At 33.3% G+C, this 21,613-nt stretch carries 19 protein-coding genes; 12 read left to right on the top strand and 7 right to left on the bottom strand.

The features are described 5' to 3' along the window. Nucleotides 1-7: 7 nt before the first annotated feature. The 4 genes from GMB29_RS15765 to GMB29_RS15750 all read left to right on the top strand — a co-directional run bounded on the left by GMB29_RS15765 (nt 8) and on the right by GMB29_RS15750 (nt 8,368). Nucleotides 8-1,927, top strand: coding sequence for a vWA domain-containing protein (locus GMB29_RS15765; RefSeq protein ID WP_136358604.1), 1,920 nt, complete (start codon nt 8-10; stop codon nt 1,925-1,927). Nucleotides 1,928-2,342: 415 nt separating this feature from the next. Further along, nucleotides 2,343-5,204: a 2-oxoglutarate dehydrogenase E1 component gene (gene sucA / locus GMB29_RS15760; protein ID WP_136358602.1), complete on the top strand. Its 2,862-nt coding sequence runs from the start codon at nt 2,343-2,345 to the stop codon at nt 5,202-5,204. A gap of 94 nt (nt 5,205-5,298) precedes the next feature. Beyond that, the gene (gene odhB / locus GMB29_RS15755) at nt 5,299-6,543 is read left to right on the top strand and encodes a 2-oxoglutarate dehydrogenase complex dihydrolipoyllysine-residue succinyltransferase (RefSeq protein WP_136358600.1); all 1,245 of its coding nucleotides are present in this window, start codon (nt 5,299-5,301) and stop codon (nt 6,541-6,543) included. Between the two features lie 478 nt (nt 6,544-7,021). After that, nucleotides 7,022-8,368 (top strand): sodium-dependent transporter, encoded by a 1,347-nt coding sequence (locus GMB29_RS15750; RefSeq protein ID WP_227551370.1) that lies wholly within the window; start codon nt 7,022-7,024, stop codon nt 8,366-8,368. A 92-nt stretch (nt 8,369-8,460) separates the two neighbouring features. On the opposite strand, the gene GMB29_RS15745 is transcribed toward GMB29_RS15750, so the two are convergent. Continuing rightward, nucleotides 8,461-9,375, bottom strand: a complete 915-nt coding sequence (locus tag GMB29_RS15745; RefSeq protein ID WP_227551369.1) for a superoxide dismutase — start codon at nt 9,373-9,375, stop codon at nt 8,461-8,463. A 173-nt stretch (nt 9,376-9,548) separates the two neighbouring features. Between GMB29_RS15745 and GMB29_RS15740 the strand changes: the two genes are divergently transcribed. The 5 genes from GMB29_RS15740 to GMB29_RS15720 all read left to right on the top strand — a co-directional run bounded on the left by GMB29_RS15740 (nt 9,549) and on the right by GMB29_RS15720 (nt 14,881). Next, nucleotides 9,549-10,955, top strand: coding sequence for a M48 family metallopeptidase (locus GMB29_RS15740; protein ID WP_136358598.1), 1,407 nt, complete (start codon nt 9,549-9,551; stop codon nt 10,953-10,955). Nucleotides 10,956-11,244: 289 nt separating this feature from the next. After that, on the top strand, nt 11,245-12,426 hold the full coding sequence (locus GMB29_RS15735; RefSeq protein ID WP_136358596.1) for a NupC/NupG family nucleoside CNT transporter: 1,182 nt from the start codon (nt 11,245-11,247) through the stop codon (nt 12,424-12,426). Between the two features lie 104 nt (nt 12,427-12,530). Beyond that, nucleotides 12,531-12,737, top strand: a complete 207-nt coding sequence (locus GMB29_RS15730) for a DUF6501 family protein (RefSeq protein WP_136358594.1) — start codon at nt 12,531-12,533, stop codon at nt 12,735-12,737. Between the two features lie 298 nt (nt 12,738-13,035). Then, nucleotides 13,036-13,545: a GNAT family N-acetyltransferase gene (locus tag GMB29_RS15725; protein ID WP_136358615.1), complete on the top strand. Its 510-nt coding sequence runs from the start codon at nt 13,036-13,038 to the stop codon at nt 13,543-13,545. Between the two features lie 148 nt (nt 13,546-13,693). Then, complete coding sequence (locus GMB29_RS15720; RefSeq protein WP_136358593.1) at nt 13,694-14,881, top strand: DHH family phosphoesterase; 1,188 nt, start codon at nt 13,694-13,696, stop codon at nt 14,879-14,881. A gap of 149 nt (nt 14,882-15,030) precedes the next feature. Here the strand turns inward: GMB29_RS15720 and GMB29_RS15715 are convergent, their stop codons facing one another. Further along, nucleotides 15,031-15,474, bottom strand: a complete 444-nt coding sequence (locus GMB29_RS15715) for a cupredoxin domain-containing protein (RefSeq protein WP_136358591.1) — start codon at nt 15,472-15,474, stop codon at nt 15,031-15,033. Between the two features lie 260 nt (nt 15,475-15,734). Between GMB29_RS15715 and gsiB the strand changes: the two genes are divergently transcribed. Both gsiB and proC read left to right on the top strand, forming a co-directional pair. Then, a complete protein-coding gene (gene gsiB / locus GMB29_RS15710; RefSeq protein WP_136358589.1) occupies nt 15,735-16,172 on the top strand; it encodes a glucose starvation-inducible protein GsiB in 438 nt (145 codons plus the stop codon). Between the two features lie 291 nt (nt 16,173-16,463). Then, on the top strand, nt 16,464-17,264 hold the full coding sequence (gene proC, locus GMB29_RS15705) for a pyrroline-5-carboxylate reductase (RefSeq protein ID WP_136358587.1): 801 nt from the start codon (nt 16,464-16,466) through the stop codon (nt 17,262-17,264). 67 nt (nt 17,265-17,331) lie between these two features. Here the strand turns inward: proC and GMB29_RS15700 are convergent, their stop codons facing one another. The 4 genes from GMB29_RS15700 to GMB29_RS15685 all read right to left on the bottom strand — a co-directional run bounded on the left by GMB29_RS15700 (nt 17,332) and on the right by GMB29_RS15685 (nt 20,184). Further along, nucleotides 17,332-18,000, bottom strand: coding sequence for a serine/threonine-protein kinase (locus GMB29_RS15700; RefSeq protein ID WP_196305191.1), 669 nt, complete (start codon nt 17,998-18,000; stop codon nt 17,332-17,334). A 151-nt stretch (nt 18,001-18,151) separates the two neighbouring features. Next, nucleotides 18,152-18,364 (bottom strand): cold-inducible protein YdjO-related protein, encoded by a 213-nt coding sequence (locus GMB29_RS15695; protein ID WP_136358585.1) that lies wholly within the window; start codon nt 18,362-18,364, stop codon nt 18,152-18,154. Between the two features lie 121 nt (nt 18,365-18,485). Then, a complete protein-coding gene (locus GMB29_RS15690; RefSeq protein ID WP_136358583.1) occupies nt 18,486-18,665 on the bottom strand; it encodes an H-type small acid-soluble spore protein in 180 nt (59 codons plus the stop codon). Between the two features lie 322 nt (nt 18,666-18,987). Further along, nucleotides 18,988-20,184, bottom strand: a complete 1,197-nt coding sequence (locus GMB29_RS15685; protein WP_136358572.1) for a DUF418 domain-containing protein — start codon at nt 20,182-20,184, stop codon at nt 18,988-18,990. 339 nt (nt 20,185-20,523) lie between these two features. Between GMB29_RS15685 and GMB29_RS15680 the strand changes: the two genes are divergently transcribed. After that, entirely contained in the window at nt 20,524-21,147 is a 624-nt protein-coding gene (locus GMB29_RS15680) for a CAP domain-containing protein (RefSeq protein WP_136358570.1), read from the top strand. Nucleotides 21,148-21,208: 61 nt separating this feature from the next. On the opposite strand, the gene GMB29_RS15675 is transcribed toward GMB29_RS15680, so the two are convergent. Then, the gene (locus GMB29_RS15675; RefSeq protein WP_136358568.1) at nt 21,209-21,412 is read right to left on the bottom strand and encodes an alpha/beta-type small acid-soluble spore protein; all 204 of its coding nucleotides are present in this window, start codon (nt 21,410-21,412) and stop codon (nt 21,209-21,211) included. Between the last annotated feature and the right edge of the window lie 201 nt (nt 21,413-21,613).

Genomic DNA, 21,613 nt, shown 5'->3' with positions numbered 1-21,613 from the left:
TAAAGCGATGAGATTTATAAAATTTAATGATCAACAAGTTGATTCCTTTTTATTTATGGAACTTTCAGATCTGGCAAAGGCGCTTACAAAGCAAAGTGATTTTGAGGTTGATTATAGTGTGCAATCCTATTTAGATCCTATTGAAGGTAAAATTTATGTCAGTCATTTTTGGGATCATCGAGAAAAAGTTGAAACCATTCTAGCATTGAAAAGTGATATTTACCTTAGAAGTATTGGGAATTTCCATCATACAAACTTTCGTGAGATAGGCCAATTTATCGAAAATACAAAGAAATTACAGTTTCAAAGCTTTGCAAAACAATTATGTATGCTCCTAGAAGATATACGTTTAGAAGAGTTATGTAAAAAAGAAAGACCGGGTACCAAGCATGCTTTCCAGATGAGAAGGGCATTATATCGAAAATATTTTGAAAGCCAGGCTATCATCCATCAAGAACGTAGTATTTTAACAGATGCGCTGTTTAATTATCTTTATTTGCATATTACTGCCCAATCCCCAAGCGAGCATATACCGGAATTATTAGAAGGATTTGGGCGTGCATTGTCATATCTAGTTTCAAAAATGTACCTCGTTTATGAAGCGAAAACGACAAGAGAAGTCATCGCTATTGCTCAAGATATGATGGATGTGTTAGAGGAATTACTTGAGCGGGACATGTTAAATACGTATTTCTTTTTGGCAGATTTACCATATGAAACATTGAAAAGTAATACGCTCTTTGATGAGCTAAAAAGAAAAAAGAAATTGAAAAACAAAGATAAACTTGAAGATGTAAAAAAAGGCGATGAGAATGTTAATAGCGAAAAAATGCCTACATATCACCGTGAGACAAGCAAACCAACGAAAAGCTTTTTACAATTCGACTTAGAGCAAGGAACGAATACAAATTTAAATGGAGATGGGATTGTACGAGAAGGTGATGACAGTGATCAAGCACTTGCGATGATTCAAGGTACTTCTGGGAAAGCTCAAAAAAATGACTATTCGAAACTTGAAGCAGAAGAAATGAAACATGAAGAACGTTCGATTTCTGGTGACCTTTCATATGGAAAGGAAAATAAATATGCTGTTCCAGTTTTTACAGGTGCGAAACCACCTACAGGGATTGAAATAGAACAATATAAGAAAGAAAGAAATGGTATTTTACTATTTCAGAAAAAATTGAAGTTAATGATTCAGAAAACATTAGAACATAAAAGAACACTGCCTAGAACAGACCTTCATATTGGAAGATTAAATAAGAAGCTGTTAAGACTGCTCACAGATCACAATCCAAAGCTTTTTTATAAAAAACAAGAAAAATCACCTCAAATTGATGCAGTTTTTACACTTCTAGTAGATTGTTCGGCTTCAATGTTCGACAAAATGGAACAGACGAAGTTAGGAATTATCCTATTTCATGAAACATTAAAATCTGTAAGAGTTCCTCATCAAATTGTTGGATTTTGGGAAGATACAAATGAAGCGTCTAAAACACATCAGCCAAATTATTTTCATACTGTGATAACTTTTGACGATTCTTTAAAACATCAATCAGGTCCAAAAGTTATGCAGTTATCACCTGAGGAAGATAACAGGGACGGATATGCGATAAGACATATGTCAAATCAATTGAAATCAAGAAATGAGGCACAAAAATTCCTTCTTGTTTTTTCAGATGGTGAACCAGCTGCAATGGGTTATGAGAGGAATGGAATAATAGATACACATGAAGCTGTTCTAGAAGCCAGAAAAAAGGGAATAGAAGTAATGAACGTGTTTTTAGCAAATGGTGAGGTTGATGAAGGCACACAAAAAACAATTCAAAATATTTATGGTAAGTACAGTATTTTTGTTGAAAAGATTGAGGAGCTGCCAGAGCAACTATTTCCATTATTAAAAAGGTTACTATTAAAATCAATTTAAAATCTAGCTCCTAGCTCTATATAAGAGATTAGGGGCTTTTTTAAGTGGAAAAGGTATTGTTTTATTTCATGCGATTTTCTAACACTCTAAATAGACCAAAATAATAAAAATTGTACCTTTTACGAAAGTTTATTGTATGATGGTAGTAAGAAAAATTGAGTAAGTAGTTAGATGATTCGAACTATTCAAAAAAATACACCTTCTTTTATATGCCAACAAAAAAGTAAGAAATTTTTTGATTTTTTTGTGATACAAGCTTGGAATGTAGAGTTAGCAGTGTTAAAATGAACTTGGAAGCGTTTTATAATCATACTACTATACTTGAAATATTGGATAATATTGTAGGATAATATCGCCCTTCCTGCGTATTAAAAACTTTTTCTGATTATTTATTAATAGTTGGGGGTAATGTTAGATGTCAGAAGGTATACAGAAGCGAAATTTCCCTTGGGAAGACTTCCATGGTCCAAACCTTGGCTATGTCATGGAGCAATATGATCAATATAAAATTGATCCAAACTCTATTGATATAGAATTAAAAGAAATCTTTGAAAAATGGGGATCTCCTTCTATACAAACGAATCAAGGGTCAATTACATCAGACAATGAAACTATTAGTGCTGATAAAATGACAAAAATTGCTGAAGCTGTCAATCTAGTGACAAAAATTCGCAGTCATGGACATTTAAATGCGTCTATTTATCCATTTGAAGATTGCAGCGGTAGAAATGAATTTCTTCGATTAGAGGAATACAATCTATCAGAAGAGGATTTAAAGGATATACCTGCTCATCTTCTGTGTAAGGATGCTCCGGCACATGTAACAAATGGCCTAGAAGCCTATCAATACTTAAAAGAAGTTTATAAAAAATCAATTGCATTCGAATTTAGTCATGTGCAAAATTATGAAGAAAAATTATGGCTTTTACAAATGGTTGAATCTGGAACTATTTTTAAAGACTTATCACAAGAGAAACGTTCATCTATTTTAAAGAGATTAACTGCAGTTGAAGGATTCGAACAATTTCTGCATCGGACATTTGTAGGACAAAAGCGCTTCTCAATTGAGGGCTTGGATATGCTTGTTCCAATTCTTGATGAATTAATTTCAAGTGCTGTTCAATTTGGTACTGATACTATCAATATTGGTATGGCTCATCGCGGACGTTTAAATGTATTAGCACACGTACTAGGAAAACCATATGAAATTATTTTCTCTGAATTCCAACATGCTCCAAATAAAGAATTAGTACCTTCTGAAGGTTCAACGGGAATTAACTATGGTTGGAGCGGTGATGTTAAATATCATTTAGGAGCTAATAAGCAAATAAAAGACGAGAATACTGTTCGTGCAAAAGTTACATTAGCAAATAATCCAAGTCATTTAGAATTTGTTGATCCAATTGTTGAAGGATATACACGTGCAGCACAAGAAGACCGTTCTAAAAACGGATATCCACAACAAGATGTTAGTAAAGCCATGGCAATCTTAATTCATGGAGATGCTGCCTTTCCAGGTGAGGGAATTGTGGCAGAAACACTAAACTTAAATAAATTGAATGGGTACCAAACTGGTGGAACGATCCACATTATTGCAAATAATATGATCGGTTTTACAACAGAAAGTCAGGACTCTCGTTCAACAAAATATGCAAGTGACTTAGCAAAAGGATATGAAATTCCTATCGTTCACGTTAATGCAGATGATCCAGAGGCATGTTTAGCTGCAGTCCAAATTGCGATGGAATATAGAAATAAATTTAAAAGCGATTTCTTAATCGATTTAATTGGTTATCGCCGTTTTGGACATAACGAGATGGATGAACCTGCAATGACTCAGCCTAAACTTTATGAAAAGGTTCGTAAACATCCAACTGTTAGTAAGATATACGGGGGAAAACTTGTAAATGAAGGCGTTTTAAAGCCTGAAGATATTGAAAAGATAAACAAAGATGTGAAAGAGACTTTAGAAAAAGCTTATCAAAAAGTACCTGATAAAAAAGTTCCGCAAATTCATGAAATTAAACTTCCTAAATTTGTTAACAGTGGGTTGCCAGAATTGAATACTGCTGTTGACAAAGCACAATTGCTTAAATTAAATGAAGAGCTTGTCAAATGGCCTGAAGACTTTAATGTCTTTCCTAAGCTACAAAAAATCTTAGATAAAAGAGCAAAAGCATTATCTGAAGAAGGTAAAGTAGAGTGGGCTTTAGGAGAAACATTGGCCTTTGCTTCTATTCTAGAAGACGGAACAGCAATACGTTTATCAGGACAGGATTCACAACGTGGTACATTTGCACATAGACATCTTGTTTTACACGATGTTGAAAATGGAAATTCGTATTTACCGTTACATCGTTTAGGAAATGCGAAAGCATCATTTACTGTACACAATAGTCCACTTTCTGAAGGTTCTGTATTAGGCTTTGAATATGGTTACAACGTGTTTGCTCCTGAAACATTAGTATTATGGGAAGCGCAATATGGAGATTTTGCGAATGCAGCTCAAGTCTTTTTCGACCAATTTATCGCGGCAGGTCGAGCTAAATGGGGCCAAAAATCTGGTTTAATTATGCTCTTACCACATGGTTTTGAGGGACAAGGGCCTGAACATTCAAGTGGACGCTTAGAGCGCTATCTCCAATTAGCAGCAGAAGATAGCTGGCAAGTTGCTAATCTAACTAGTGCGGCTCAATATTTTCATATTTTACGTCGTCAAGCAGACTTACTAAAACGTGAAGAAGTTCGTCCATTAGTGATTATGACACCAAAAAGCTTATTACGTAATCCGAAAACAGTGTCATCTATTAATGAATTAAGTGAAGGTGAATTTAAGCCGGTCATTGAACAGCCAGGATTAGGTAACGCACCTGAAAAAGTGAAGCGATTAGTGTTATGTAGCGGAAAAATAGCAATCGATTTAGAAGATAAATTACATTCACTTGAAGGAAATCAAGACTGGGTACACATTTTACGAGTGGAAGAGCTATATCCATTCCCTAAAGAGATTATTTCGTCAATTATCAAACGATTACCATCTCTAGAAGAAATTTACTGGGTACAAGAAGAACCACAAAATATGGGTGCTTGGTTATTTATCGATCCTAGACTGCGTGAAATTGCTCCTGAGGGAGTCCCAGTTAGATATATTGGAAGAAGACGTAGACAGAGTCCTGCTGAAGGGGATCCGACTATTCATAAGAAAACGCAAGAAAGAATCGTAACGAGTGCTTTAACTGAAAATGTTCTTGATCAATCTTTTGTTGAATTAAAATAAAATAAAGCAGCTTACAATATAATGGCTTGAGTTTATATTTTTAAATAATTTAAATGAAAAATTAATTAAGCAAGTGTTCAAGGGGGAAAAAGACATGGCTGAGATTAAAGTACCAGAACTAGCAGAATCTATTACTGAAGGAACGATTGCACAATGGCTTAAGCAACCGGGGGAAAAAGTTGAAAAAGGTGAATACCTTTTAGAAGTAGAAACTGATAAAGTTAATGTGGAGTTAACGGCAGAATTTTCAGGCGTTTTAAAAGAGCTATTCAAAGAGTCCGGAGATACTGTAGAAGTAGGAGAAACGATTGGTGTTATTGATGAAAATGGAGAGTCTTCAGCTCCTGCATCAGAGCAGCAAAATACAAAACAAGCAGAACCAAAGGCTGAAGAACCTGTTGTTCAGCAAAGTGAAGTTGAAAAAGAACAATCACATCAACGTACTATCGCTTCACCTGCGGCAAGAAAACTTGCTCGTGAGAAAGGGATCGACTTACAAAGTGTTCAAACAATTGATCCACTAGGACGTGTTCGTAAACAAGATGTTGAATTACATTCAGCAAAACCTGTTCAAAGCGAACAAGCTAAGCCTGCAGCACCTGCAAAGCAACCTGCTGTTCAACAAGAACAACCGGGTAAACCTGTTGAACGAATCAAAATGTCAAGACGCAGACAAACGATTGCTAATCGATTAGTTGAAGTTCAGCAAACAGCTGCAATGTTAACAACATTTAATGAAGTTGATATGACGGCAGTTATGGATGTTCGTAAACGTCGTAAAGACAAATTTTACGAACAACATGATGTTCGTTTAGGGTTTATGTCCTTCTTTACAAAAGCAGTAGTATCAGCATTAAAACAATATCCATTATTGAATGCTGAGATCCAAGGTAATGAACTTGTTATGAAGAAATTTTATGATATTGGTATTGCGGTATCAGCACCGGAAGGATTAGTTGTCCCTGTTGTCCGTGATGCTGACAGATTGAACTTTGCTGGGATCGAAGGCGAAATCTTAAACCTTGCTACTAAAGCTCGTGATAATAAACTAAGCTTATCAGATTTACAAGGTGGAACATTTACAATAACGAATGGCGGTGTTTTTGGTTCTTTACTTTCAACACCAATTTTAAATGGACCACAAGTAGGTATACTTGGAATGCATAAAATTCAACTTCGTCCTGTTGCAATTGATGCAGAAAGAATGGAAAATCGTCCTATGATGTACATTGCACTTTCTTATGATCACCGTATTGTTGACGGAAAAGAAGCTGTTAGTTTCTTAGCTACTGTGAAAGAGCTTCTTGAAGATCCAGAATCACTATTATTAGAAGGTTAATAATAATATCAAAAAAGCGGAAAGATGTTTTTCATCTTTCCGCTTTTTATTATGTCATTTTTGATATCAGCTCTTTGCTAATAGATTGTTACCTTTAAAACGAAAACTATTTAAAGTTGATTGGAGCGGAAATCAATCACTGCTCATTACTTAGTAAATAGCAACAAAGATTGCAAAAACAGCCTTGATAAAACACTTATAAGAAAAAAATAATAATATTATGCTAACTAATTGATCGTCATTTATTATATCACTTTATCGTTTAAATTATTGTAGTAAAATGTTAAAATGATAACTTGAAAATGTATGTTTTGTATTGGTTATTTAAGTGATTATGTGAACTCATAGATTATTCATATGAAGGAAAATATATGAGAAATCTTAGCATTCGTCAAATGAAATTAGACGATTAGACTAATTATTGTAACATAGGTCATTCTAATCAATTAACTTACAGGAAAAAATTAGAGGTGATTTTGTGGGAAACAATATTGAACAATGGTCTTCAAAGTTGGCTTTTATTCTAGCAGCAGCGGGTTCTGCAATAGGGTTGGGCGCAATTTGGAAATTTCCGTATGTAGCAGGGACAAGCGGAGGCGGAATCTTTTTACTGATTTTTATTTTGTTTACAGTTCTTGTTGGTTTACCGTTATTATTAGGTGAATTAATTATTGGAAGAAGTACGCAAAAAGATGCCATCCAGTCTTATAAACAGATAGCCCCGAATTCAGCATGGCATTTAATTGGATGTCTAGGGATTGTAACATGCTTTATTTTATTATCCTTTTATAGTGTTGTTGGTGGATGGATCGTCATTTATATTTTTAAAGGAATAACCGGTGGGCTAACTGGGCTAACTGAACAACAATATAGTGATTTATTTGGTCAAAGTATTTCAAATCCTAGTTTAACTGTTTTTGCCCAGTTCATTTTCTTACTAATCACAATTTTTGTTGTTTCCAAAGGTATTTCAAATGGAATTGAAAAGGCAAATAAATTTATGATGCCTGCTCTTTTTGTTATATTCCTTATTTTAATTATCCGATCTGTTACCTTAGATGGAGCAATGGAAGGTATTACATTCTTTTTAAAACCTGAGATCTCCAATGTAACATCTGAAACAATCTTGTATGCTATGGGACAATCTTTTTTTGCTTTAAGTGTTGGGGTATCCGTCATGGTTACGTATAGTTCTTATTTATCTAAAAATGAAAATCTTCCTCAATCAGCAATCTCAATCGTCTTTTTATCTGTTTTAGTGGCGCTCTTATCTGGATTAGCTATATTTCCAGCCGTATTCTCATTCGGATTGTCACCTGATGCGGGACCAGTCTTATTATTCAATGTATTACCGACCGTATTTGGTCAGATGCCATTTGGGATCCTATTTTTAGTAGCCTTTTTACTTTTGTTCTTATTCGCGACATTAACATCAGCATTTTCTTTACTTGAAATTGTTGTTGCGCCAGTTGCAAAAGGAAACGAGGCTAAACGTAAAAAGTATTCTTGGATTTTTGGATTATGTATATTCATTGTAGGGATTCCATCAGCACTCTCGTTTGGCATATGGAATCATATCACAATTTTTGACAAGTCAATATTCGATGCAGCAGATTTTTTGGTTAGTAATATTTTACTGCCTGTTGGGGCTTTATTAATCTCTATCTTTGTCCCTCTAAAAATATCTAAGGAAGCACTTTTTGCTGAGCTTTTACATGGCTCATCTATAAGTAGAAAGATTTTCGTTATGTGGTATATCTTATTAAAATATCTTGCTCCAATTGTTATTATTTTCGTATTTTTAGATGTGCTAGGTATTATATAATCAGAAAGGCGGATGAAAATAAATTCATCCGCCTTTTTATTTTGGATTGATAATCAATGCCTAAATAAATGGCAGTTTTTTATAATGAAAATTTATAAAGGTTGCCACTTTAGTTTTTGTGCTTCATTGTATCTTCTTTCTGCTTCTTTCCAGTTTACAATTTTCCACCAATTGTCAATATATTTTTTTCTTTCGTTTTTGTATTGAAGATAATAGGCATGCTCCCACACGTCAAGAACTAATATTGGCACTACATCCCATTGACTGAGATTTTGGTGTTTTTCTGCTTGTAAAATTTCTAATCGTCTAGAACGTGGTGACCAGACTAAGATAGCCCAACCTCCGCCTTCCACATTGTTTGCCGCTTCTGTAAAATGTTTTTTGAATTTTTCAAAACTCCCAAATGATTGATTAATTTGCTGCAATAGCATGCCTGACGGTTGACCACCGCCAGATGGACTCATAATCGTCCAAAAAATCGTGTGCAGATAATGTCCTGCTCCATTAAAGGCTGCTTCTCTTTCCCAATGTTTTATTAGGTCAAAATTATTTGAGGAACGTGCTTTTTCCATTTCTTTTTCGGCTTTATTTAATCCTTCAACATAGCTTTTATGATGTTTATCATGGTGTATTCTCATTATTTCTTTATCGATATATGGCTGTAAAGCATCATAACGATAGGGTAGTGGCGGAAGGATATGTCCACCTATAGGTACAACATGATCGGCCTGATTTTGAATACGATCAGTTTTGTCAGATATGTTATAATCGTTTCTTTCAAAGTGATCCTCTAACTGTAAGTAGAGCTCGTTGGCCTGTTCATATATTTCGTTGATTTCAATTGGATCTTCCCCAGATAGTTCCTCTTGGAACTGAATAAATTTTTCTTTTAATTCATCAAGTGTAACTGAATTGTTAGTTTCACGTAATTCATCATGATTAAGATGTAAGTTTTCTAAAATGTCTTCACACCACTGCCTCATTGATAAAATGTATTCGTTAGACAAGCAAATCCCTCCTCGATTAATGTCGTAGTCAATATATGCACAAAGGGGGAAAGATTGATTCTTTTTTTAGGTGAATGATCAATGATCAATGATTCAATGATTCAATCAATTTAATCTTCTATCTTGATAAAAAACTAGCTATAATAAATTGACTACATAACGTTGGAGGACATATGAATAAAGAATTTATTTCACAAAAGGAAAAAATATATTTTTGGATACTACTTAGTTCAAGCATACTTCTTTATGTATTATTTTTGATATCTATTGTCGGTATTTTCATCATGGTACTTTTATTTCTTATATCTGGCTTTTTATTTTTATTAACTCTTGGACAAATCAGAACAAATGGAATAAAGGTAACAAAAAATCAATTTCCTATTATATATAATAAAGTAGAGAAAATATCAGCTGACATGGAGTTAAGTACAATACCAGATGTTTATATTGTACAATCACAAGGTATTCTAAATGCCTTTGCATCGAAATTTTTCCGAAAAAACATGATTGTCATTTATTCTGAATTGGCTGATTTAATCGTTGAAGATCATGAAAGTGAATTAAGTTTTGTGATTGCACATGAATTAGCTCATATAAAACGGAACCATGTAGTAAAACAAATGCTTTTATTACCTGGAAACTGGATCCCATTCCTTGGAAATGCTTATTCCAGAGCTTGTGAGTATACATGTGATATGATGGCCGCACATTACATAAAAGATTTAGAAGCTTCAAAAAACGCATTAACCATTTTAGCTGTAGGCAAAAAATTATATAAAGATGTTAATCTTAATGATTATATCTTTGAAGCTAGTAAAGAAAACAATTTTGTAAGTTGGTTTAGCGAAAAATTTTCTACCCATCCAACATTACCTAAAAGGATTGCGACTATTCAAAGTAAGTTCGGTGAACCTTATCATTATTCCTTCAACACGTCAGCTAAGATGAAATTGGCGATTGCAGGACTGCTATCATTTAGTATCCTTATTATAATAGGAGGTATATTTGGTTTTCAGGCCTTTCAAAACACTTCCATTTATAGCAATATGATGTTACAAACAGAGGGAACAACTCCTCTCATGTTAGCCGTATCAAATGGAGATATTGAAGAGGTTAAGGATCTTTTAGATGAAGGTGTAGATATTAATGCAGTTGATGCAGACGGTTGGACTGCACTTCATTATGCAATCTCATGGCAGGAATATATGGATGAATATGAAGAGGAACTAGTAGAATCTCCTACAAATATAGAATTAGTCAAGCTATTGCTAGCAAATGGAGCAGATCCCAATATTGTTGATCAATATGGAGATCCAATTATAACATTTGCAATTAATCAAGGATTTTTTGAATCAACAAAGCTATTAGTGAATGCAGGAGCAAATCTAAATATAAAAGATGAATATGGTGAATCACCACTATTTGATGCCGTTTATATGGAAGATATAAGTATGGTTCAATTTCTTTTAGAAAATGAAGCAAATATTTATCTTGAAAATTCTGATGGACAAAATGTCATCGATATTGCAACGGAGTATAAAAATGAAGAAATGCTGACCGTTTTAAAAGAATATCAATAAATTGGAATGAACGAATGTTTATAATTAGAGGTAGGGAATCTAAGAGATATCCTACCTCTTTTTTGCTCCACACAAATGGGCTATAATAAATTTTGATTTTTATAATGATTTATATTTTCAATTGTAGACTTTTATAAATTGAAGATAAAAAGTGTCATTTCATAAGTGTCTATTAAAAGTTAAATCTTTTCTCCTAATTGAATAGATTGTTCATTTTGATGAATAACTATATAATAATGTGTGCTTTCATTTCGTTGGCATATACATCATGAAAAGAGGAGAGAATAGTTTGAAATTTGTATTATTTTTGGCAGCATTGGTTATTATCTTTTTACTTGCTTATGTCGTTAGTAATAATAAGAAAGTCATAAAGATTAAGCCTATTATTACGATGCTAGTATTGCAATTAATTTTAGCTTTTTTACTATTAAATACAGAAGTAGGACTTGTAATCATTAAAGGGATATCTACTTTATTTGAGCGAATATTAAATTATGCAGCAGAAGGTATAAACTTTGTTTTCGGAGGCTTTGCGAATGAAGGGGCAGCTCCATTTTTCTTAACAGTATTAATGCCGATCGTATTTATTTCTGCATTAATTGGTATTGCGCAGTACATAAAGGTTTTACCATTTATTATTCGCTATTTAGGTTTGCTATTAAGTAAAGTAAATGGCTTAGGTAAATTAGAGTCATATAATGCAGTTGCATCAGCTGTTTTTGGACAATCCGAGGTATTTATTACCTTAAAAAAACAACTTCCTTATTTATCTGAACAACGACTTTATACTTTGTGTACATCTGCTATGTCAACTGTATCAGCTTCTATTTTAGGTGCTTACATGACAATGATTGAGCCAGAGTATGTCATTACGGCTCTTGTTTTAAACTTATTTGGAGGCTTTATGATTTCTAATATCATTAATCCATATGAAGTGAGTGATGAGGAGGATATCATCGAAATTCAAGAAGAAGAGAAACAAACATTTTTTGAAATGCTCGGAGAATATATCTTAGATGGTTTTAAAGTTGCCATCATCGTTGGTGCTATGTTAATTGGGTTTGTAGCCTTAATTAGCATGATCAATCATTTGTTTGAAGCCATATTTGGTATCAGCTTTCAATTGATACTTGGCTATATATTTGCACCATTTGCTTTCATCATTGGAATACCTGCAACTGAAGCTATAAAGGCTGGGACAATTATGGCAACAAAATTATTGGCAAATGAGTTTGTCGCAATGATGGATTTAGCTAAAATAGCGAATTCATTATCAAGTAGAACAGTTGGTATTATTTCTGTTTTTCTTGTTTCCTTTGCAAACTTTTCATCGATTGGTATTATCACAGGTGCTGTGAAAGGGCTAAATGAAAAAAAGGGGAATCAAGTTGCTAAATTTGGATTGAAATTGCTTTACGGAGCAACACTCGTAAGCTTACTCGCTGCAGCAATTACAGGTGTCATGCTTTAGAAAGGTAACCGATATGTATAAGATACAGTGACACTTTCACATTCGGGGTTTAACTGTTCATTAAACTGAGTTAAAATGAGAGAAATAAAGAAAGGATGAATACTATGAAACATAAGACTTGGCAAAAAACTGCACCAATAAAAAAAGTAACATGTGTACATACTAATGCTGAAAAATATATGGTAAATCGCGCATTAACGGCAGGCAAACAATACGATGTACAAAATGAAACAGAAGAATTCTATTTTGTAATTGATAATACAGGAAAAGTCGGCGGATATTATAAGGATTATTTTGAAGTGATATCTTAATCTAATTATGAATAGGAATGACCAAGTGTCATTCTTTTTTGTTATTAAAGTTTCATATCCATACAAGAGGCACCTAGATGAACACACCCTTGTTAGAATAATTACATTCGAACAACTACATGACCTTTAAATAAAATAGATATTTCAAAAAGAACCTTATAAAATAATAAAGATTTTATTAAGTTCTTGTCTTTTTATCACTTTTTTAGTATAAAAATTACATGAAAGTAAAATAACAAAGACAGCTTGCAAGTTCAACTAGATGGTTTGCATGGTGCAGGATGAAAGGAACGCAAATATGGGGAATGAAAAACTAGCAATTAGAGATGCAAAACTTGAAGATCTAAATAGAATTGTCGAAATTTACAATACGTCAATCCCAGGTAAACTTGCAACAGCGGATTTAGAAGAAATAACAGTTGAAAGTAGATTGCCTTGGTTTCACGACCATAATCCAGCACACAGACCATTATGGGTCTTAGAGGAAGATGAAGTAATTGTTGGATGGTTAAGCTTTCAATCGTTTTATGGAAGACCTGCATATGATGCTACAGCTGAAGTAAGTATTTATTTAGATCCTTCAGTCCATGGTAAAGGTTATGCCAGAATATTAATTGAAAGAGCAATTTCTGAATCTCCAGCATTAAAATTAAAAACATTGCTCGCATTCGTTTTTGGTCATAATGACCCAAGTATTAAATTATTTAATAAGTACCAATTTGAAAAGTGGGCACACTTACCTAAGATTGCTGATATGGCGGGGATAGAAAGAGACCTGCTTATTTTGGGCAGAAGAATATCAGAATAAAACGATCGTTGCCAGGGTACAATTGGCTTTATGTTAAGCCAATTGTACCCTATTTATTTTTTGTGGCATCAATTGAATAGATTCTAATATCAGAAACAAATACTTAGTAGAGATACGAGATAAAATAGTAATCCTAGAAGGTGAAAATATGGAATATCTTTTACTTACACATAATGATTTAGATGGAGTAAGCTGTGGAATAATAGCGAAATACGTATTTAAAGATAAGGTTGATGTATTTTATCATTCAGTAAACAGCTTAGATTATCATGTAGAGGAATTTTTAAATGAAAACAGTGAAAAAAGGTTGGATCAACATCTTTACATAACAGATCTTTCGGTAAATAAAGAAAATGAAGCAAATTTAGAGAAGTACGTGTTAGCAGGAGGCAAGATTCAATTAATCGATCATCATAAGACGGCCCTACATTTAAATCAATACACTTGGGGTTATGTTGAAGTTGAAGAATCAAAGGGCAAACTGGCCTCAGCAACGTCTTTATTTTACAACTATTTAGTAGAGAACAACATGATAAAACGAACACCAGCTTTAGATGAATATGTTGAGCAAGTACGACAGTATGATACATGGGAATGGGAAAAAAATAATAATAATGATGCCAAACGTTTAAATGATCTTTTATATATGCAATCAATTGAAGAATTCGAAGAATCAATGCTAGAACGAATCACAAAGAATAACCATTTTTCTTTTAATGACTTTGAAGAAAAGTTATTGAAAATTGAAGAGAAAAGAACAGATCGCTATATACGTCGAAAAAGAAGAGAATTAGTTCAAGTCACTATTAAACATCTTTGTATAGGAATTGTTCATGCTGAGTCCTATCATTCAGAATTAGGAAATGCACTTGGGAAGGAATATCCGCATCTTGACTGTATTGCGATCTTGAATATGGGGAACAAAAAAATAAGCTTTCGTACAATTCATGATAATATTGATGTATCAGAATTAGCCGGGAAATTTGGTGGGGGAGGTCATGCTAAAGCAGCTGGTTGCTCTTTAACAAAAGAAGCATATAAAGAATTTGTTGAAAAATCATTTGCCATTAAACCATTAAAAGAAGATGCTCGTCATAATCAGTATAATAACAAGGAACGCTGTGCTCATTATGAAAACAAAGAGGATGAACAGTTTCTCCTTTACAAAGATAGGAAAGATAACTGGGTTATTGAAAAAAATCATGTTTTAATGGGAGAAGCTTTTCCAACCTTTGAAACGGCAGAACAATTTTTAAAAAGGTCTTTTTCAGCAGGTCTTTCTAAAGATGAGAAATTAATTAGCTATTTACTTCATGGTTATGAAAACATGAAATAATTAGATAACAAGAAAAAGCAAAGCTGGAAAGCTTTGCTTTTTTAATTTATTTTTATAACTATTGACCTTTTTTTTTGTAAATCAACTAAGATCATGTTCAGATACACATACAAAGCATGCAGTAGTCATTGAATTATGTAAAATTTGAATTAATCTACTACAATATACGCAATCATTGGAACACCATTATCATGATGTGTATGGGTATCACAAATTAATCGGTATGTTCCTTCTTCTTTAAAGTGTAGAGGTACAATCGTTTCTTCACCCTTTTTGACCGTTCCTTGTATATCTGTACCTTCGATATAAAATGGATGCTCGTTCCCATTGACACCAAAAATACTTAAGGTTACATCTTGATTCTTAGGAATCGAAATTGTCCCTGGGTCAAAACGATAAGCTTCGATTTTTTTTCCATCAGATGTCGTTGAGGTAAATTCCCCAGTTACCATATTTATGACAAGTTCATTTCCTTTTTCCTGGCTATTTTCAAATGTAGGAATCGAATCGTTCGTGTAAAAATATAAACTACCGACTAGTATTGCTGCTAAGACTAGAAATAACCATCTTCTTTTTATAATAATAAACTTCATAGCATTCCCTCCTTAAAGCATGTCTACAATCATCTATATGATATGGAAGAGGGTAACTTGTCTAAAAGTTATGAAATTTAATAATGAAATTTCTTGTTTCCTTACAATATTAACATCTTATGTGCATTTTTTTAATATTCAAACTTATTTTGAGTAATTTAGTCATTTCCTCCTAATTTTAGACAAAGATGTTTTAAGTGGTTTGTTGGTGGTATTACATAAACTGTACAACATATCAAAACCTTAAGGAGGATTTCAAAATGAAAAACGATAACAGTAAAATGAGTAGAGAAGAAGCTGGACGTAAGGGTGGAGAAAAAACTGCAAGAAATCATGACAAAGAGTTTTATCAAGAAATCGGCCGAAAAGGTGGAGAAAAAACGGCAAAAGAACATGATAAAGAATTTTACCAAGAAATAGGTCGAAAAGGCGGAGAGGCAACAGCTGAAAATCATGATAAAGAATTCTACCAAGAAATTGGTCAAAAGGGTGGAGAAGCAACAGCTGAAAATCATGATAAAGAATTCTACCAGGAAATTGGTCACAAAGGTGGAGAAGCAACAGCTGAAAATCATGATAAAGAGTTCTACCAAGAAATAGGTCGAAAAGGCGGAGAAAAAACCTCTAAAGAAAACGGTAAAGAATTCTATCAAGAAATCGGTGAAAAAGGTGGAAGAAACTCTAGATCAAACGATTAAGAGTTTAGGATCATAAAAAATGATTTTTCGTAAAAATATACTTTTCTTATTACTAAAATAATGTTATAGTATATTAGCGATGAGCTGAATTGTGTAAGTCGACAGACAAGCCAATAGGCTAAATGCACGATGTGGCGTGCAGTCTGTCGCCTCAATACGCAAAACGACGTCTAACTAGACGTCGTTTTTTATTTTGATATTTTCTTATTCTACTAAAATACGGAAATGGTGGAAATATATCATAATGTAGGAACTTTAGCTAATAAGGTTTCTAGAGAAAAGGGGTATTTTATGAATTCTGCTATATTATTTATTGGTGCAGGACGTATGGCTGAAGCGATTATCTCGGGTTTACATAAAAATAATCAGCAAAAATTCAAAAGAGTATTTGTTACAAATCGTTCCAATCCAAGTAGGTTACAAACATTATCTGATATGTATGGAGTTCAACCTGTTCGTGAATGGAGTGAGGTGATAAAAGAAGTAAGCGTAGTCGTTTTAGCTATTCCACCTCAAGAACATGAAAAAATACTCAATAAATTAAAGGGTGTTGTAACAGATCAATTTATTGTTACAATAGCTGCGGGAATCGGACCATCATTTATAGAAGCAAGACTTCCAGGCAATCAAGCAGTTGGTTGGATTATGCCAAATACTGCGGCCGAACTAGGCCATTCAATTTCATTGTATACGTATGGAAAATATGTTACCGAAGCAAATAAAAATCAGATGGTTGAATTAGTCGATTCTATTGGTGCTTCGCAATTATGTACCGAGAAGGAAATTCATGATTTAACTGCCGTAACAGGTAGTGCACCTGCTTTTTTATATCTTTTTGTAGAAGGACTCATAGAGATAACAGAAAAATATGGAGTTTCTAAAGAGGTCTCCCAGAAATTAGTGACTGAAATGGTAGTTGGTTCAGCTGAAATGTTGAGGACTGGAAAAACTCCGAATGAACTTAGAGAGCAAGTTACGACACCTGGTGGTGCAACAGCAGAAGGGATTGCACTACTAAAAAACGGCGGGTTTGAAAAACTGCTTCAAGAGGCTATTAAAGCAACGAATAAAAAAGCTAATGGTTCAATATGAGGATAAAAAGAGGCAACCTTCAGAGGAGCTAACCACTTCTTTTAGGGCTGCCTTAATTTATTCAATTTTATGGTTTAACATCTTTCTCTTGATAGGATTCCTGTCTTTTTCTAAAGCCGCTAAAAAGTAAATAATATTGATAGCTTTTTCTAACTCTTTCTAAAAACCAAAAGGGAATAGCGAATTGAAATCTCTTAAATAATGGATAATAAACGAAGTTGTATATTTTTTTAAAATGACTCCATTTTGGACATGAGTATGGTTTTAAAAAATCAGAAACATCAACGATATATCCCTTACCATCTTTCATAATCACGTTTTTTCCGTGAATATCAGTAGGGTTTAATCCTCTTTGTTTTGCATAAATGATTGCTTGATCAACATCATGTATAACAGATCGAGGAATAAAAATACCTTCTTTAAGTGCTTGATACAAAGTAATACCATCTAATTTTTTTAGAACAAGGTGACGTTCACCATAATCATAAAGCTTTGAAAATGAATGGTGATCACCAAGCTTTTTATAAACGTCAATTTCTTCTTTTATTCCTTCACGATTTTTCGCGTATACTTTAACAACGACTCCGTTTAATGTTTCATGAGTAAATACCCCAGCAAAATTCCCTTTGCCAACGAGATTCCAATCTTTAGGAATGTTCTTAATAATAACAGGATCATATTGAGCCATACTTTTTATAAAGATATTTTTTACTAATTCATTATATATCAATGACATTTTGCACCCCAAAACAACAAAGTATTTCACTTTTAGTATATTTAATTTATTGCAATAATCAATGATACAAGGGAAGAAATTAATTTTATTAGAGGGATAAGTGCATAAAAGAAAATCTCATGCTCTGGCATGAGATTTTCTAAAAAATACTTTATTTATTCTTTTTTAGACTTACTGCCGAAAAATTTTCTAATACTGGTAAAGTCTTTTCATCTTCAATCATAGCGTGTCCACAAAGAGGACAATTGGGTTTTTCATCAGATTTAAAATTATCTCTCATCCAACCATTACACTCATCGGAATCACATGTCCATATTTTTAAACTTACTTCTGGCGGCTTTTCGACTTGCTGTTGAAATCTCATTTAAACACATCCTTAGTAAGGAGATTTAGTACTACATACATTATACACAATTTTATGAACAATATGTATAATTGTTAACAAAAACATCCAGAGCTTCCAATTAGATATTGGAGGGCTGGTATTACTCCTCAACTAATTCCGAAACGGCAACCTGAGATCTTTCTTCAAGGGGTCCTCTTAAATGGCAAGTAACCATCTCTTGATCCTCATGTAATTCATCAATCCAAACAGAACTGCCATTGTACATAACTTTAATATCAGCTGAAGAAGACAAAATTTGTTTTACACGATTAATATCCATAAAAAAGCCTCCTTTATCATCATAATTCTATTTTTTACTAATAATGTGTTTTTTATCCCATCATACGGTTAATTAAAGGCTCTTTACGTAAAGATTGTTGTTTTAGCAAGTAACAAATATGAACAGCTGTTGATTGTTGTGGATATGCAAGACTCCTGCGGAGGAACGTCCATTAGGACCCCGCAAGTGCAAAGCACTGATGAGGCTAGTGAGGCCGCCCGCCGAAAGCGAGTACCTGCAATGGAAATCAATCCAGTAATTCGTGTAAAGATATTTGAAAAGCAACAAAGTATGCGAAAACAGCTTAATTAAAGGAATTCTTTTAAGAATGATCATGATTTTTTGTGAGTTTTCTGCCCTTTTTCAACGGCATAATTTGACCATATGTTAAAGTACGCCAGAGCCATTCTGCGGGACCATAATGGAAGTAAGTAAGCCAAAAGTAGCTAAATACTAATTGGGAACTAAAAATAACTAAACTAATCAATGTTCCTTCGATTAAATCAACTTTTTCGTATAAATGAAATAATCGATAAAAACCAATCGATACTATAGATTGAAGTAAATAATTAGATAAAGCCATCTTGCCAACAAAACCAAACGGTAGAAGCAGCTTCAACCATTTAGGATATGAACATAAAATGAAAAGGGAAGACATATAGAATATGCTTAGTGAAAGACCACTTACACTTGAAAAAAAGTGAGATATTAATTGCTGATCAGCTTGTCCAATATGAATGATTGATGTCAGAATAAGTCCGTTTACAATTACGATTGGTAAGCTGGTCATAAAAGTCCATTTTAAACATGATGTAATAAAATGATGATTTTTTTCATTTTCTATATACATTTCCTTTTTTCCTACATACAAGCCAAGTAAAAACGAACCTAAAATCGGAATGATTGTTATAGGTAACTGATTGAGAATTGGCAGTACTTCGACTTGAAATCGATAATACAGCCAATCAGTATATGATGCTTCTTTATAAATAGTTGTATATTCAGAAATTTTGTTGGCAATAAAGTCAGAATCCCAAGTCGATGACAAAGGCAAAAACGCGCTTACGAGTAGTAAAAAGTGATATAGAGATAGTAATCCAATTGAACAATAGAGTATTTTCCTACTTGGTAGCCTATAAAAAAGCAATAGAATAAGACCGCAAATGGAATAAGTATGTAGAATATCGCCATGCCAAATCAAGACAAGATGAGATAGGCCTAATAGTAGTAAAAAAAGCATTCTTTTAATGAAGGTCGTCCTTCTTTTAGTATGTAGGAAAAATAAATAAAAACCTAATCCAAATAAGAAAGCGAAAATAGGATAAAACTTCATTTGAATAAATAGGGTAAAAAAGATTGATATGAACTTTTCTAATCCCTGATAATTATTAGGTAGTCCATAATAACTTTTTATAATATCAGGTGAGTGAAAACTACTCATGTTAACTAACAAAATACCTAAAAGGGCAAATCCGCGTATTATGTCTAACTGTATTATTCTGCTCCTCTTTTCAGACATTGGCAAACCTCCTTATCAAAAACATTATATTCTTATATGAATTTTCAATTGGCATAACAAAAATGTCCACTTTTATTATAGGCTGTTTTCGTAAATTTTGTTGCTATTTACCAAATAATGCGGTGTGGTTTATTTTTAGATACTCGCTTTCCGTACCGCAGGAGTCTCGCAATATGCTCCAATCAACCTTAAATAGTTTTCGTTTTAAAAGCAACATTATCATAGAAAAGAGCCTAATTATATAAGAAAGATTGTTTTTTAGAAAAAAAGTGAATTCATTTAGTAAAAATAGCCAAACTATGGTAGTGAAAAAATAACATATAAATTGGAGTGAAAAGAATGTTAAAAAAGTTAGTATTGGCAACTTTTGTGCTTTTATTGTCAGGTCCGGCTGTTTCTCATGGGCAAATCAAGATGTTCAATGAACCACCATTTGAATATTATAAAGTGTCACCAGGTGATACATTTTGGTATATAGCAAAACGGTATGGCTTGGATTACAAAAAACTGATGCAATTAAATCCAAATGTTGAACCAAGGAATATGCAAGTTGGAGAAGTTATTCGGTTAAAAGCATCTGCATCAAGTCCTAGTGGATTTGAAGAACAAGTTGTTCAGCTTGTTAACCAACAAAGAGCTAAGGCAGGTTTAAGACCTCTGACACATCGTGCTGATGTTAAAAATGTAGCTCAGAAAAAAGCAGAGGATATGATTAATTCAAACTATTTCTCCCATACTAGTCCGAATTACGGTTCACCTTTTGACATGCTAAAAACATTTGGAATTAGCTATTCATATGCAGGCGAAAATATTGCAAAAGGACAAAAAACACCTCAAGAAGTGATGAATGCTTGGATGAATTCATCAGGACATCGTGCAAACATTTTAAAACCGGAATATGATGTTATCGGTGTTGGTTTTTACCATGGTGCTTGGGTTCAAATGTTTATAAAAGCTCGTTAAAGATTAAAAGAAAAAGGCACCAATAAGGTGCCTTTTTACCAAGTTTATTCAGTTAAAGTAATTATTGTACTCTGCCACTCATTTGTGATTGAGCAAAAGATACAAGACGTTTTGTGATTTCTCCACCAACAGAACCATTCGCACGAGATGTTGTTTCTCCACCAAGATTAACACCAAATTCTGAAGCGATTTCGTATTTCATTTGGTCGATAGCTTGAGAAGCACCTGGTACTAATAATTGGTTTGAACTATTGTTGTTTGCCATGTTGATTCCATCTCCTTTTTGAATTATTGTTTGGTGGGTTAGGTTGGATTTGCACCAAGCTTATAACCTACTAGGCTAACCCGTTTTTGTTTGTGTGATTGTTGATAATAATATCTCACGTATAAGAGGATTTATTCTTATATAAGGGGGAGTAATTTTTTCCAATTTAAAATTCTGTTTTGAAAATTGGGAAACGGCTAA

Origin of the sequence: Metabacillus sediminilitoris, assembly GCF_009720625.1 — a bacterium.
Classification (GTDB): Bacteria; Bacillota; Bacilli; order Bacillales; family Bacillaceae; genus Metabacillus; species Metabacillus sediminilitoris.
Note: the sequence above shows the minus strand (reverse complement) of the source record. Positions and strands in the feature narration are given on the sequence as shown.